The organism is Parasedimentitalea maritima, from assembly GCF_005771405.1.
In the GTDB taxonomy this organism is placed as follows: Bacteria; Pseudomonadota; Alphaproteobacteria; order Rhodobacterales; family Rhodobacteraceae; genus Parasedimentitalea; species Parasedimentitalea maritima.
In genome coordinates this window covers 198,451-212,739 of sequence record NZ_VAUA01000010.1, presented here as the reverse complement: position 1 = coordinate 212,739, position 14,289 = coordinate 198,451, and the positions used below count along the sequence as shown (strand labels likewise).

Annotated in this window: 14 protein-coding genes; 3 read left to right on the top strand and 11 right to left on the bottom strand. The window is 54.8% G+C overall.

Annotated elements, in window-relative coordinates:
* The gene (locus FEE96_RS18935) at window positions 1-1,002 is read left to right on the top strand and encodes a TniB family NTP-binding protein (protein WP_138164693.1); all 1,002 of its coding nucleotides are present in this window, start codon (window positions 1-3) and stop codon (window positions 1,000-1,002) included.
* 2 nt (window positions 1,003-1,004) lie between these two features.
* Window positions 1,005-2,843, top strand: coding sequence for a TniQ family protein (locus FEE96_RS18930; protein ID WP_138164692.1), 1,839 nt, complete (start codon window positions 1,005-1,007; stop codon window positions 2,841-2,843).
* 129 nt (window positions 2,844-2,972) lie between these two features.
* Here the strand turns inward: FEE96_RS18930 and FEE96_RS18925 are convergent, their stop codons facing one another.
* Complete coding sequence (locus FEE96_RS18925; protein ID WP_138164691.1) at window positions 2,973-3,350, bottom strand: hypothetical protein; 378 nt, start codon at window positions 3,348-3,350, stop codon at window positions 2,973-2,975.
* 47 nt (window positions 3,351-3,397) lie between these two features.
* Between FEE96_RS18925 and FEE96_RS18920 the strand changes: the two genes are divergently transcribed.
* Entirely contained in the window at window positions 3,398-4,003 is a 606-nt protein-coding gene (locus tag FEE96_RS18920) for a dimethylsulfonioproprionate lyase family protein (protein ID WP_138164690.1), read from the top strand.
* A gap of 810 nt (window positions 4,004-4,813) precedes the next feature.
* Here the strand turns inward: FEE96_RS18920 and FEE96_RS18915 are convergent.
* The 10 genes from FEE96_RS18915 to FEE96_RS18870 form a co-directional block, all read right to left on the bottom strand.
* Window positions 4,814-5,509, bottom strand: coding sequence for an RraA family protein (locus tag FEE96_RS18915; protein WP_138164689.1), 696 nt, complete (start codon window positions 5,507-5,509; stop codon window positions 4,814-4,816).
* Entirely contained in the window at window positions 5,506-6,201 is a 696-nt protein-coding gene (locus tag FEE96_RS18910) for an alpha/beta fold hydrolase (RefSeq protein WP_138164688.1), read from the bottom strand. Before FEE96_RS18910 ends, FEE96_RS18915 begins: the two co-directional genes overlap by 4 nt.
* Window positions 6,198-7,316, bottom strand: a complete 1,119-nt coding sequence (locus tag FEE96_RS18905) for a cobalamin-independent methionine synthase II family protein (protein ID WP_246079516.1) — start codon at window positions 7,314-7,316, stop codon at window positions 6,198-6,200. Before FEE96_RS18905 ends, FEE96_RS18910 begins: the two co-directional genes overlap by 4 nt.
* A 94-nt stretch (window positions 7,317-7,410) precedes the next feature.
* Window positions 7,411-8,376, bottom strand: a complete 966-nt coding sequence (locus FEE96_RS18900; protein ID WP_138164686.1) for a cupin domain-containing protein — start codon at window positions 8,374-8,376, stop codon at window positions 7,411-7,413.
* Window positions 8,377-8,562: 186 nt separating this feature from the next.
* On the bottom strand, window positions 8,563-9,537 hold the full coding sequence (locus FEE96_RS18895) for a nuclear transport factor 2 family protein (protein ID WP_138164685.1): 975 nt from the start codon (window positions 9,535-9,537) through the stop codon (window positions 8,563-8,565).
* A gap of 5 nt (window positions 9,538-9,542) precedes the next feature.
* A complete protein-coding gene (locus tag FEE96_RS18890; RefSeq protein ID WP_425467339.1) occupies window positions 9,543-10,577 on the bottom strand; it encodes a LacI family DNA-binding transcriptional regulator in 1,035 nt (344 codons plus the stop codon).
* Entirely contained in the window at window positions 10,577-11,341 is a 765-nt protein-coding gene (locus FEE96_RS18885) for an SDR family NAD(P)-dependent oxidoreductase (protein WP_138164684.1), read from the bottom strand. The genes FEE96_RS18890 and FEE96_RS18885 overlap by 1 nt, the downstream gene beginning before the upstream one ends.
* Window positions 11,341-12,393, bottom strand: a complete 1,053-nt coding sequence (locus tag FEE96_RS18880) for an ester cyclase (RefSeq protein WP_138164683.1) — start codon at window positions 12,391-12,393, stop codon at window positions 11,341-11,343. The genes FEE96_RS18885 and FEE96_RS18880 overlap by 1 nt, the downstream gene beginning before the upstream one ends.
* Window positions 12,390-13,721 carry a histidinol dehydrogenase gene (gene hisD, locus FEE96_RS18875; protein ID WP_138164682.1) on the bottom strand — a complete coding sequence of 444 codons (1,332 nt, stop codon included), beginning with the start codon at window positions 13,719-13,721 and terminating at the stop codon, window positions 12,390-12,392. Before hisD ends, FEE96_RS18880 begins: the two co-directional genes overlap by 4 nt.
* Window positions 13,718-14,263 (bottom strand): ester cyclase, encoded by a 546-nt coding sequence (locus FEE96_RS18870; RefSeq protein ID WP_138164681.1) that lies wholly within the window; start codon window positions 14,261-14,263, stop codon window positions 13,718-13,720. The genes hisD and FEE96_RS18870 overlap by 4 nt, the downstream gene beginning before the upstream one ends.
* Window positions 14,264-14,289 lie beyond the last annotated feature (26 nt).

Below are 14,289 nucleotides of genomic sequence, written 5' to 3'. Positions count from 1 at the left end.
ATGCCAAATTCGAATGCTTTTGAAATGCAGAAAACTCTCCTTAAACTCCGTCAAATCCACTTGGAAACTGAACGGGATACCGAGCTTAGAAAAAACCTTGATCGACTTCTGCAGCACGACTCTTCGGGACGCCTACTCCCAGTTCCGGTTCGCTTCACAGGGAACATGGAAACACGTGGCATCATGATGGTCGAGGGCTCCGGTGGAGGGAAGACAACGGCGCTCAGAAAGGTTTTGTCCGAACATCCGGCACTTTTGCCCAACAAAAATGACGATTTCTTGCGTGTAGTAAGTATTCAAGTGCCAAGCCCAGCAACGATGAAAAGCCTGGGTTTGGCTATCTTGGCCGGAACTGGGATGCATGATCTTTCTGAGCGTTCTAAGGCTTGGGATATCTGGAAAATGGTCAAACATCGCTTCGGTCTTCTTGGCACTGTCGTTCTTTGGATTAATGAGGCTCAGGACATGTTCTTTTCAGGTCAACCGTCAGAAATTGATAACATGCTGAAGACCATCAAATCTTTGATGCAGAACGAAACTGCTGTGATCGTCATCCTAAGTGGAACAGAGCGCCTCTCAGATGTTACAGCCTTTGATCCGCAAGTGAACAGGCGCTTTGCCAAAATCACCCCTCGTGACCTCGTCAGTGGAGGGGACGAACAGGATTTGTTGGGCAGCATCGTTTCCAGGTATTGTGAGATTGCAGGACTATCGTTTGATGCGGGTGGAAATGTCACCGGGCGCCTGATCCATGGCAGCCGAGGTCGGTTTGGGCGGGCCCTTGAAACGGTGCTGAATGCAATTGAATGCGCCCTTTTCGAAAAGGCTGACGAGTTGACAAGATTGCATTTCGCGTCTGCTTGGGAGGCTCAGGAAGGTTGCGCATGGAAGCAGAATGTATTTGTTATCGATGAGTGGCGACAACTTCGTTTAGATGAAACGGCTGCGGAATTTGAGTTCGAACGAAAAGAGCGGCAGTTTCGAAAATTGGGGAGGGCGTAGGCATGAAGCAAGTGCTCCCCTTCGTTCCGATTTCAGACGGTGAAAGCTTAGTTTCTTGGATTTCTCGGTTTGCTCGAGTCCAGTGTGATGTTTCAGTCCCGACATTCTTGGAGATGTTTGGTGTTTCCCAACATGACGTTAGATTGGCAGATCCCAAAGCGATTGAAAAATTGTCCGGAATTTCTGGGATCCCAGCCGAAAGGCTGTTGTTAGCGAGTTTTCAGTCGATGGGGAAACGCCGCTATCTGTATGCCGCTCAGGAGTTCTCATTGGAGTTCTTTTCACGATCTCCAATGAAATTCTGCCCTCACTGTGTTAGTGAGGATATGCTTAAGCACAATGAACGTTGGCCTCTTCCTGTTGGACGATTGTACTGGGTTCTCTCTCCCGTACGTGCCTGTGCGGTACACAACGTTTCTTTAGTTGAAATCCCGAGTATTGGAACAAGTGCATCCTTTGTGGACCTGTCGGCTCACTTGCCAACTCTTTCACGGCTTTCGGAACTGTTGGCCTCATGCCCTATGACCCATCCCTCCGGATTGCAGACTTACGTGGAAGGCCGGTTCGGTGGAGAGCAAGCTTATACTTGGTTGGACAACCAAGATATTGATCAGGCAAGTAAGGCCACTGAGATGTTGGGTGCGTGTATTGAATATGGGGCACATTTCGAGCACGCAAAGTTAACGGAAAGCCAGTGGCGGGTGGCCGGGCAGGTAGGTTTCGAATTCACCTCCAAAGGGCCGAAAGGAATTCGTGACTGTTTGGAGACCCTCCAACGAAAGACAGAAAAATCGGTACATCAGTCTGGCCCGCAAGGCGTGTTTGGCCAACTTTACAAATGGTTGCATTTTAGTAAGTCCGAGAAGCCTGCAGGACCCATTCGTGAAGTACTGAGGGAGCACATCTTAGATACGATGGCCGTAAAACCTGGCCGAGTTCTTCTTGGGAAGAAGGTTGAAATCAGCAGGCGTCAAACGGTTGCGACACTTTCAGCCCAATTCGATATTCACGTCGATACTGTTTCACTAGCTCTTCGGAAGTTCGGATTGATTTCGAGCAGTGTGCCCTCAGAGAATACCATCGTTACCGTACCCGCGAAGGAAGCTGAAGAAGTAATGCGACGTCTTTCCAGGGCTGTCCCAATTGCCCGTGTACCTGGATACGTTGGTTGCTCTCGCACGCACGCCCAAGCTCTGGTTAAGAAAGGCCCTTTGTTTTCGGTTGTGCAAGACAATGGGCACGACAGCGGCCGTCACAAGGGAGTTGATTCAAGGGACTTGGATCGAATGATGGAGAGCATTTACGAATACAGCGAAGCAGTGAACGCAGCTCGCTTTGGTATGGCCAATATTGCAGAAACGTCGTCTACTTTGCATGTACCTTTTGTTTCTATTGTCCGCGCCTTGTTGGATGGCAAGCTTAAGCAGGTCGAGGCCTTGGAGGGAACTCGTTCACTGTATTCCGTGTTTGTGAACTTGCAGGAAGTGTCAAAGGTACTGAGGCTTCGAACCGGTAAACCAGGAGTTACGATTTCAGATACGGCCCGTGAACTGAAGCTAAGCTCCCAGGCCGTGACGTATATCTTGTCTACTACAAACAAGGAGGGGCGACCCTATCTCAAGAAGTGTGGTCAACTTCGGCACATGGGAGCAATGAGGGATTTGATCGACCCGAAATCACTTGATGAATTCAAAGCGACTTACAAAAAACTTTCGGATGTCTACGAACGCAAACCCACGAAAATGCGCAAGTTACGAAAAGAGCTGGAATTAAAGGGGATCGCTCCTGAATGGGATCCGAGATCTGTACGGGCCGAGTTTTTCAAGACAGTCGACTTGTAGTCCGCTCCGAAATTCATTGAAAAGCCGCTCAATTGAGCGGCTTTTTTGTTGCTTAAAGATTTTTCGTGGGCGTTTTATGCATGGTATTTTGGGCGAGTGCTCGGCCGCGCTTGAACGAAGAGTCATATTTTATTGGGGTTTTGGAAAGCGAATTTGGACAATTACAAGCGGTGTCAACATTGTTAAAACAGTTATAAAACGCCCAAAGTTTCGCGAACCCTTATTTTGCTGGGGTTCGCGAACATCGCGAAACCGTGTTTTGCGAGAGCGCATAACCCTTAGTGCCAATCCTGCTGCCCTTGACTGAATTTTGGTTTCAATCAATCTTTCTGCATGGATTCGAATAAACTCATACCAATGATAGACGCCGTTTCTACTCGCTGAGCGGCTGTTCAGCTGGTGGTCAATGTCGACAGTTGCAAAGCCACGCTGTAGGTTTCTCGCCGCAGGTATTCGCTCCTGAAACGGCATCGACGGCTCGTACATGCGTAACTGTTTCTTCTGCATTGCTAAAAAGTCCTAATTCCCCAAAAGTACCGCAAACGCGAGGTTTGATGACAGTGAAACGCCCCCAAGCAATGCAAGAGTTCCTCGATGCTATTACCTCTGCCGCCGATAGGTGCGTGACAGACCACAACGCAAAGATCTCCCTGTCTAAGATTAGAGAAGCGCTTCAAACGCCGTCTAAGATGTCTGATGAGGTGGGGACACAGTTGCCGATCCGCGACAGCTTAGAAGAGGTGGCAAATCCCCAGTGTTTTCATCGGCCAGAGCTTCGCCATTTGATTGAAACCTTCCTCAGGCTTGAGCCCATGCTCACTTGGCGTCGTCGATCAGGCGACATGTCGTGCGCGAGTGAAAACTTTGCAGACGGCCATGCCAATGCAAACATAATAGGTCCAGGAGGCATCGAACGACGGACTGACGTTTGGCTTGGTGTCACACTGCTTGCGCCGAACGTTAGGTATCCAGACCATAGTCATCCACCAGAAGAAACCTATCTGGTATTGAGCAATGGGGCCTTTCGTCATGGTGATAGCGAGTGGTTTGAACCCGGTATCGGCGGCACGTTTTACAATTCGCCTGGCATTGTGCATGCCATGCGTTCTGACAGCACTCCACTTCTTGCATTCTGGTTGTTGTGGGCTGGTACAAAGTAAAGCAGTTGACGAACGCGCGTGAAAAAACAGTGTGGTCGCGAATGGCCCGCCACGGACCATGGTGCAATTTGCGTCCAACGGCGAGTTCCAGACAATCCTGTTGAATACACACAGTTTTCGATATTAGGGATGACAAGGCAAAGTGTTCCTGCATCGTTTTCACCTTGTAGTTATTGCTTGGATTAGCCTTGGTGCCCGTTGTTAGTTTTTCGAGGTTTAGGGCGACTACAGTGAGGATAAACTCGTCATGGTCGACATAAGCCCCACGGTTGGATTTGTGGGCGTGGTAGCAAACCGTTTCAGGTCAATAGGTGCGCAGTGGTTTCTTAGTTCTTTCCCATTCGGGTAGGGGTAGCTGAACGTTATCTGCGCAGAAGTTAGGGAAATTGACTTAGCCAAGCGCTCACAAATCAAGTCTAGTCTTGCAATGGAATTTGCTGGAAACCACCATACAGTGTCATCCCGGTACTACCGGGGATTAGCCTTTGGGCGACTAGTCAGCTAGAGTGAACCCGCATAGTTGGACGGGGAGTGAAAACCAACCACGTCCAACACCAAAGGTCACAGTGCGGGGCAAACCGTCCTTTCAAGGATTGTGCCCTAATCTGTATCATTTGCCCCTTAGCTTCTTAATCACCACCTTTGATCCACTGTTGGCTAGTCATGAGGGCAGTCCATTTGGGAAGAAGCACAGGCCTAAAATGGTCCTACGCCCCTTGATGGCGACAATCGCCTGTTTATAGCGTTTTGACACCGCGAAGCCTTCTCCTATGTGAAAGGGCTACGAGGGTTCGCGGGCTTCCGGAAATGTCAGGTCCTAGATTTCTCAAATTCTGACCAAGCGGTTTCAAAGGACTGGAAATCAAAGCCGTCTTTCACTGCAGCATCTAACACAATGCGCTCTGTCTGAAGGAGTTTGCGTATTGCGGCCTCGAGTTTGTCGACCACTTCAATGGGAATGACCAAGGCGCCGTGCCGGTCGGCGTGGACCAGATCACCGGGGTTTATGGTGAGGCCGAACAGGCTCACTGCAGTATCAACCTCTTTGACGTGGACAAAGCCGTGGCTAGGGCCAATGGACCCAGCAACAACCGGGAACCCGTCGGGCAGATCCCCCAAGTCTCGCATGACACCGTTTGTCAGAGCACCGGACATGCCAAAGCCTTTGTGCACTGTTGTGTTGATTTCCCCCCAATAGGCGCCAATGCAATTGGGGTAGTCGATGTCCTCAATCACAGCGACCGAAGGGGTCGGGCTTTCGGACATGAATTTGTAGTAACCCATCCGTCGTTCACGGATCACATCGGGAGCTTCGGTGGGGGGGGCGACCGCAGCAATCTTGGCAGTGCGAGCATAGCCGACAATGGCGGGTTCATCTGGGGCGGAGCAGAGCATAGTGCCGCGGGTAAAGGCATTAAATCCTCGTTTGCCTTGGGCGACTTCGATGGCGTTGCAGACCGTCGGCGTGTCGACGCTGCGCAGGAGTTCTAGCAGAGAAGGTTTCATGTATCCTCGAGCCAGCGGAGCAGGGCCGCCGTTGTGATTTCGGGTTGTTCAAGAGTGGGCAGGTGGCCTGTGCCGTCGACGACCTGCAAGCGGCTGTTTGGCAGCAACGCGTGCATCATCTGGTGGCGCTCAATTGGGCAGAGCTTATCTTCGCGCCCACACAAGACAAGGGCGGGTCCCTCGAACCGGCGCAGGGTCTCGCATTGGTCGGGGCGGTCGCGTAAGGCAAGGGATTGATTAATAAAAACGTCGGGCCCCAGATCCGTAGCCATTGCCATGCAAAGGTCCAGGATCGCGCCCATGTTTGGGCCATCTGCGAGATAGTTCGGCTTCATCTCGTCGCGCATGATGCGGCGCAATTCGCCGTTTTTGGCGGCCTCGATTTGGGGCGCACGTCGCGCCTGAACTTCGGGCAGTTCGGCCAGCGGGTTGGTGTCGAGCAGGGCGATACGGTCAACCCGGTCGGGGGCTTGGCGCAGCACCTCCATAGCGAGGATACCGCCCATGGACAGACCGGCCATAGCAAAACGGGGCGGGGCATAGTTCAAAATTTCTTCCGCCAACGCCTGCATCGTGTCGTGATTGCCAATAGGGGCTGAGATCAGGGGAATGCGTCCCGACAGGGCGTCGATTTGCGGCTGAAACAACCGTGCGTCACACATCATTCCGGGGAGCAGAATCAGGGGGGTCATTTGGCCAACGCTGCTCCCTCGGAGAGGGCGGACAGCTTGGCAAAGGCGATGGCGGGATCAATAGCGCCAAACCCGGCAAAGGTGCCAAAGCCACAGTCGCTGCCAGCGATCACGCGGTCGGATCCGACGATTTGTGTAAACTGTTCAATGCGTTGCGCGACAAGTTCGGGGTGCTCAACAAAGTTGGTGGTGGTATCGACTACGCCGGGAACCAAAATCTTGTCGTCGGGGATTTCGGTCTTGCGATCCCGGAAGACGGTCCATTCGTGGGCGTGACGGGGGTTCGAAGTTTCAAACAGAACATAGCGGGATTTGGTGGCCATCAGGGTCGAAAATACTTTGTCCATCGGGATGTCACAGCAATGCGGGCCTTCGTAGTTGCCCCAGCAGATGTGCACACGAACCCGGTCCTGCGGCACGTCTTGCAAGGCGTGGTTCAGAGCCTCGACATGCATGTTGGCGACGTTCAGGAATTCGTCGTCGGACAGGTCGTTGAACAGCATGTGACGCGACAAGGCCAAATCGGGGCAGTCCAATTGAAGGTCCAGACCGGCACCAACGATTGTTTCATATTCTTCCTTCATCGCGTCGGCCAAAGCGGCCAGATAGGACTCGCGGTTTGGGTAGAAATCGTTTTGCAAAAACAGCGAGATAACACCAGGAGAGGCAGCGTTCATGAAACCACGTTCGGCCCCATGTTCGGCCACTGCGGATTTCAGGTTGTTGATGTCTTTTTGCAGCTCATTCTGTCCCTTGGATCGCACCTCGCCGGTGCACATGGGGCGAGCATACTGGGGCGTGCCGCCGTCGTCGGCAAGGCGTTTCAGAAAGCTGGGGAACATCTTTAGATCAGCAGGGGCGTTGCGCGGGCTGTCGCCGGAAAAACCGGTGTAGCGATCTTTGACGTATGTCGCATAAGAGATCTTGGAGGTTTCGCCATCGCTGACAATATCAATGCCTGCCGCGACCTGTTTGCGCACAGTTTCAGACACGGCCGAAGTCATGCAGGCATCAAATTTGGCTTGATCAAATGGCGTTTCATTTTCGCGGGCAAAAATGAAGTCGACGACATCTTGGGTGCGGGGCAGTGAGCCGACGTGAGTTGTTTTAACCAATTTTGATCTCCTCGCAATCAGGGGGTGATATGCGTGCACAATGTGTACACTCCCCGTGCACCGCCGCAGCGCAGCACGGGGAGTGGTTGGTTCGTTAACCCAGCCAGGTTGCGCCAGCAGGATCATCCGTCGCGGTGATCCGGTACAGGCTGGATTCACCTGTCATCGACGGCGTTAGAGCGTAGGACTCACCGGGATTTATCAGGCTGGTGTCGCCGGGATTAATGACGCTTTCACCACCGTCCCAACGCAGTTTCCAATGGCCGCGCATCGGCATCAGCACAGTGTGCTGGTCCGAGGTGATCATCTCATCCGCGATGGAGCCACGGGTCAGGAAATCGATCTCAAAACCAGGACGGTCTTTGAGCAGGGCATCGGGGCCAATCACCTTGGCGGGTTTCTTGCCTGCCAGCGCCATCAGATCCCAATACCGGGCAACATAGCCCGGAATGACATCTGCAGCAGGGACCTCGGGGATGTCTTTCAGCTGTTCTTCGGTCAGCAGGGGCATCGGGTTGACGTTATGGGGTAGGGAGTCGCCCTTTTTGCTGTCGTAGAGCACACCGTTTTCACCAAGGATCAGCCCATGTGCCTGCGCGTCTTCGATGACCTGAGGTGCCCAAGTCACGCCGCCGCCAGCATCATCGCCGCCCAGAACGGCCATGATCATACCGTAGTCGGTGCCGATGTTTTCAAACCCGCGGAAGATGCCGGTTGGGATGTTGAAGATATCACCTTCTTCGGCAACGAACTCACCTGCGGTGCCATAACGGCCCCAGAAAAATCGCCAACGACCCTTGAGCACAAAGAACACCTCGGCGGTGGTGTGGGTGTGCAGGCTGTTGCGGCATTTCGGGGGCTGGCCGGCAGCGCCAATGTTGAACCCGATCTTGTCGGACAGGTGTACGTGCTGGTCTGGGCTTTCGGATACGCCGCCGCCAATAATGGTGAAGTTTTCCTTTTGGTCGCTACCCGGTGTATGGGCGTCGATAAAGGCGGTTTTGCAGGGCTGAAGGTCGCCATAACGAACGATGCGGTCGGTGATGGATGAAGTGGTCATTTTGAATTCCCTTGGAAAGTGATCTGAACGGGCACAGGTGCCCACGGGCGTTCAGACTGCCCTTCCTGGCGGTCGCAGGTTCAGCCGCTGCGCGCGCAGACTTTGCCGGTGCAAGTGATACCGCCGCAAAGCGGTGCTTTGGTGCAGGCCAGTGGCCAAAGTCTGATATGATCGGGCTGGGTTCACTTAAAGATTTCCAGATTGCAGCAGCAGTTGCTTCCAGACTGAGGTTTCATCGAAGATGGTGAATTCACGACGTAGGCCCCATGGGCCGAACTCGGCGTGGGAAATGCCCAAAACATAGACGTCAGCGCCGGTAGGCGTGCCAAAGACGCCCCAGCCATCGTGTTTGCCGTGTATTGACCAACGGATCGCTGCGCGTGGTGGCATCATGGGATCGTCACGGCCAATCTGGTGCTCGATCTTGAACGTGGCATTTGGGAAAGAGGCGCGCAGGCCCATCCAGAAGCCATCTACCGAGGCAAAGGAATGACCGGTGACGCCGCCGGGGTATTCGGTTTGAACGGCGCGGTCGTATTCCTGCTCAACAACGCCAAAGTCGGCATTCATGATGCGGGTCAGAATATCGGCGTATTTCTGGCCCCATTCATTGTCGTTGCCGTTCCCCTTGTAGGGACCTTCAATGTCATTGGCAGGGGTCAGGGGCTGTACGCAGTTTTCCGGACCACCTTCGCTGGCGATGAGGTTGGCGGCGTATTCCTGTGGATCCCAGCCCATTTGGCGCACAATCGCGCCTTGGTCGCGGATCAGCCATTCGTCATCAATCGCATTATTCTTTGCGTGGCAGTCAGCCAGAATACGATAAACCAGTTTCTTTCCGGTGGCCTTGCCATAAACTCCATCGCCGAGGTGAGTGGCGGTGGAAAGTAGGCGGTGCGAGCTGAGCATGCCTTCTTCGGGGGTGCCGGACCAGATCACGTCCTCACCCAACAGGGTGCGGTCGGGGAATTCGGCCAGGGTGGCCATGGTGGCGCCGATCACATTCTGGTTGCCGGTGACAACCGACGCAGGCGAGCGCACAACGATGTCATCACTGTAGTAGTGATGCAGCGTGGCGATGCCGCGGTCTTCCCAGATTTCCTTGGTGATGCCGATGATGTAATCGGGGAAATCCTTGAATTTGGGATCGAAGCCTTGCATGGGTCTTATCCTTTAGGTGTCCAGCCTTCGGGCAGCCGTGCCGAACCGCGTACGATGAACGGTCCGTCGATGGCCACGCGTTTTGGGCTGGCGGTCTTGGGGTTATTGATGTGCTCCATCAGAGCAGAGACGGTTTCGGCAACCATCAGGTTTGCGCGTTGGCGCATGGTGGTCAGATTGTAGGCGGGCCAACTGGCAGGTGGGACATCGTCGTACCCCACAACCGAAACATCTTCGGGGATGCGCAGGCCAAGTTCGAAGCGAATGACATCCATCACGGTTAGCGCCATATGGTCATTGGCAACAAAGACCGCATCGGGTCGCTGGTCGGCGGGCACATCAAACATTCTACGCCCGGCATCACGGGCGCGTTCGGTGTGGAAATCACCAACCTCGCGGGCAAAGAGTTCAACATCGGCCTCTTGCAAGTATTCGCGAAATCCAGCCTCGCGATCGCGCTGGGTCGAGGCCCCCTCCCAACCGGCGATGTAGCCGATGCGTTTGTGGTCTCCGTCAATCAGGAACTCGGCCACCTGACGCCCACCGGCGTGATTGTCGGATGTGACGGATGAGATACCTTTGATATCTTGTGACCGGTTGAACAGCACGATGGGAACACCGGCCTGTTGGCAGCGAGTTGCAATATCTGACGACATCGCAACCGAGGCCATGACGATGCCATCGACCTGATAATCCAGGATTTCATCCATCACGTTGTCGATATTGCCCGCTGTTTGCGAGGCCATGAAGACCAGCACGTGATAGCCCTGTTCCTGTAGAGTGTTGGACAGGATTTCCAAGGCCTCGGGGTAGAAATGGTTGTCCAGATAGGCGACCACCAGCCCGATGATGCGGCTTTTGCCCGACACCATTGCGCGCGCCAGAACATTGGGGCGATAGCCCAGCTCTTCGGCCGCTTTGCGCACCTTGTCGGCGGTTTTTTTCGACACGGAGGCACCTGGGGTAAAGACACGGCTGACGGCAGACTGGCTGACACCGGCCTTTTCGGCAACTTGGAGGGAGGTGATCTTTTCGGCCATCAGTCTGCTGTCCAACCTCCGTCAATCATTAGGGCTGTGCCTGTCACCATGGCCGAGGCGTCGGAGGCGAGGTATTGCACCGCGCCCATGATGTCTTCGACCTCGCCCACACGGTCCAGCTTGATTTTGTCCATGATCCAGGCAGCGCGTTCGGGGTTGTCGAACGTGGATTGAGTCAGTGGTGTGCGGATGAAGGTGGGGCAGATTGTGTTGATGCGGATGCTTTGTTTACCCCACTCAACAGCCATGGATTTCACCATGCCCTCTAGCCCGTGTTTGGTGGCACAATAGACCGCACGATCAACGCCGCCGACATGACCCATCTGGCTGGATATATGGATGATAGAACCCGGCTTGCCGGCCTTGACCATAGCCTTGGCTGCATAGGCGGATAGGAAGTAGGCCGAGCGCAGGTTTACACTGACGACTGCGTCAAAGTCCTCGGGCGTTGTTTCTGTTGCGGGACCATGGCGGGCCAAACCGGCGGAATTGACTACGATGTCAAAATTCCCGGCCTCCATTGTGGTCTGCAAGGCTGGCAGATCATTTTGATCCAGCTGCAGGGCCTCTGCACTCCAACCCTTATCCTTCATTGCTGCAACAGTTTCGGCCAGACGATCTGCCCCGCGTGCTGCACAGACCACGTGGGCACCGGCATCAGCCAGCGCTACGGCACAGCCCTGACCAATGCCAGAGGAGGCTCCGGTTACAAGGGCGGTTTTGCCACTAAGGGTCAGTGAAGGGGGGCGGGGCAGGTCAGTCATCAGCTCATTCCATCAGGGATATCAATGCGCCCTATGTTGCGGGCTTTGTTGAACTCCCGCAAGCGGGCAAAGACATCAACACCCAGCTGGCGATAGGCGTCCAGAATGTCGACAAGTACCCAGTTTTCCCGGATTTTTCCGTTTTCCAACCGCCAGAAATCAAGCGAGCGCATGGTGATCTTCTTGCCCGCAGGCGCAATTCCCAGCCATCCGTCATGGGTCACGGTCTGGACCATGTTTGGCCAACCGGTGACGGCGGCATAGTCACCATCGCCAAAGAAGTGATAGGTGATCTCGTCCAGATACTGACCACGGTCCGGCATGCCGCCCAGAAACGGGATCTGGTGCCAGTTGCGAAAGCCTGCAAACCCCCGACCAGTGCCGATGCCGGATGGTCCGTACCAGTTCATGCGCTGGTGCCAGAACCGATCCATCTCCATCACTTCCGGGCCACCTTGACTGGGGTGCTTTTTCAAGTGTTCGAGCATATCAATGATATGCTGGCAGGTGGACGCGCCTTTTTCGGCGTCATATGGGGCAGGTACGAACCCATCCTGCGTTGCCGGTCCAGGCACATGCCATTCATGGCCAAGGCTGGGCGACATCGGCCAGGCATTGGCCTGCAGCATCACCTCGGGGATGTCCCACAGGGCTTGGAATTCTACAATCTGGCCATCGACAACGCGAAAGAACTCGTGAAAGCGCATGACAACTTGATGGCCGGTTGGTGGGATATCCAACCATGGGCCGGTGAAGACACCGGTATAGTAACCACCGCATCCAACCCAGTCGTTGCCGTGCTCATCCGGGCCACCCATGACAATATAGTCACGGCGTTCTAGATCGGGCCAGGCTGTTTTCAGGTCCACATAAGCGGTGTCATAAAAGGCATCTCCGCCAGTGCTGTCACCAAAGGGGTGGCAATGATGAAAGACCGCATCCGGGGCGCTGATTTCGTTGAGAACCGAACGTACTTTTGCCTCATCGAAATCGTACATGGCTGCGCGGAGTGGCGCGATCAGCGATTTGTTTGCGGTGTGGACGTCACTCATTCTGCGGGCTCGCGGTAGGCGGCGGCTTCGCCGTAGGGAACGTTGATGCCACCGTAACGACGGACACGGACGTTGCATTGTTCAGCGTGGCCAACAAAACCTTCGAGCATGCACAGACGCGAGCCGTATTCGCCGATTAGAGTTGCGGCCTCGTCCGTGGTTACTTTCTGATAGCTGTGGGTTTTAAGATATTTACCCACCCAAAGACCGCCAGTGTAACGCCCCGCCTTTTTGGTGGGCAGGGTGTGGTTGGTGCCGATGACCTTATCCCCGTTGGACACATTGGTGCGGGGGCCGAGGAACAGGGCGCCATAGCAGGTCATGTTTTCCAGAAACCAGTCATCACGGTCGGTCATCACTTGAACGTGCTCGGAGGCGATGTCGTCGGCAACGTGTAGCATTTCATCATAGGTGTCGCAGACGATAACCTCGCCGTAGTCTTCCCAGCTTACCTTGGCGGTGCCGGCAGTGGGTAGAATGCTGAGGATGCGATCAACCTCACTCAGCGTGTCTTCGGCCAGTTTGCGGCTGTTGGTCAGCAAGACGCAGGGGCTGTTATAGCCGTGCTCTGCTTGGCCAAGCAGGTCGGTTGCACAGAGCTCGGCGTCTGCAGCCGTTTCATCGGCAATCACCATGGTCTCAGTAGGGCCGGCGAACAGGTCGATGCCGACGCGACCAAACAGCTGGCGTTTGGCTTCGGCGACAAATGCGTTGCCAGGGCCGACCAGCATGTGCACCGGATCGATGGTTTCAGTTCCCAGCGCCATGGCACCGATTGCCTGAATGCCGCCCATGACATAGATCTCGTGCGCGCCGCCCAGATGCATGGCGGCAATCACCGCTGCATTGGGTTTGCCGTTGAACGGCGGGGTGCAGGCGATGATGCAGGGAACGCCCGCAACCGTGGCCGTGGCGACCGACATGTGGGCCGAGGCCACCATCGGGAATTTACCGCCGGGAATGTAGCAGCCCACGGATTGCACTGGAATATTTTTATGGCCCAGGATCACGCCCGGCATGGTTTCGACTTCAATGTCCAGCATCGAATCCCGCTGCGCCTGGGCAAAATTTCGAACCTGTGCTTGGGCAAACTTGATGTCAGCCAGTTCGCGATCGGTGAGTGAGGCGATCAGCTCGTCAATCTCGTCTTGGTTTAGACGGAACGAGGCTGGTGAATAGCTATCGAATTTTTCGGACAGGTCGCGTACAGCCGCGTCACCACGGGTTTCGATGTCTTTCAGCGTTGCTTCGACCACCGCGCGGGTTTTGGCGTCATCTTCGGCCCGGTCTGCTTCGGGTTTGCCGCGTTTTAGATATTCGATGGTCATGTGACTTGTCCTTGGTTGGTCGGGCGCGGAGCGGTTTTCTCCCCGCGATCAAATGCTTCCCAGCCCTGGCCGTTGAACAGATCAACACCCAGCTGCGCGGCGATATGGGTGAAATCTACGTTCACCCAATTGTCGACAATCTTGCCGTCGACGACTTTCCAGAAGTCCATATAGCGGATCTCGACCCGCTTGCCGGTGGGCGCAATGCCTAGGAATTCACCTGAGTGGGTGGCCTCCTGCCGGCCAAAGGCGGCAGCCCATTCCCCCATATACATGCGGGCTTCGTCGATACAGGTTTTGTCGGAAAACGCGGCTTGGAACGGGCGCTGCCAGTTGTCCTGGAACTCCTGCAGGCCAGTTTTGGTGCCACAGCCCTGATTTCCCATCCAGCGAAATCCGTCTGAAAAGAACTCGCCGATGTCACTGATGCGGTGGTCGTTCAGACCGTCCACCATGTTTTCAATTACCGCGCGGGTGGCGTCGGTTTTGCTAAGGTCTGTGTCGCGGGTCAGGACGGCTTGTTCGGGGCGAGAACCTTTCATGAGGTTATCCTTTCATGATGCCAAGA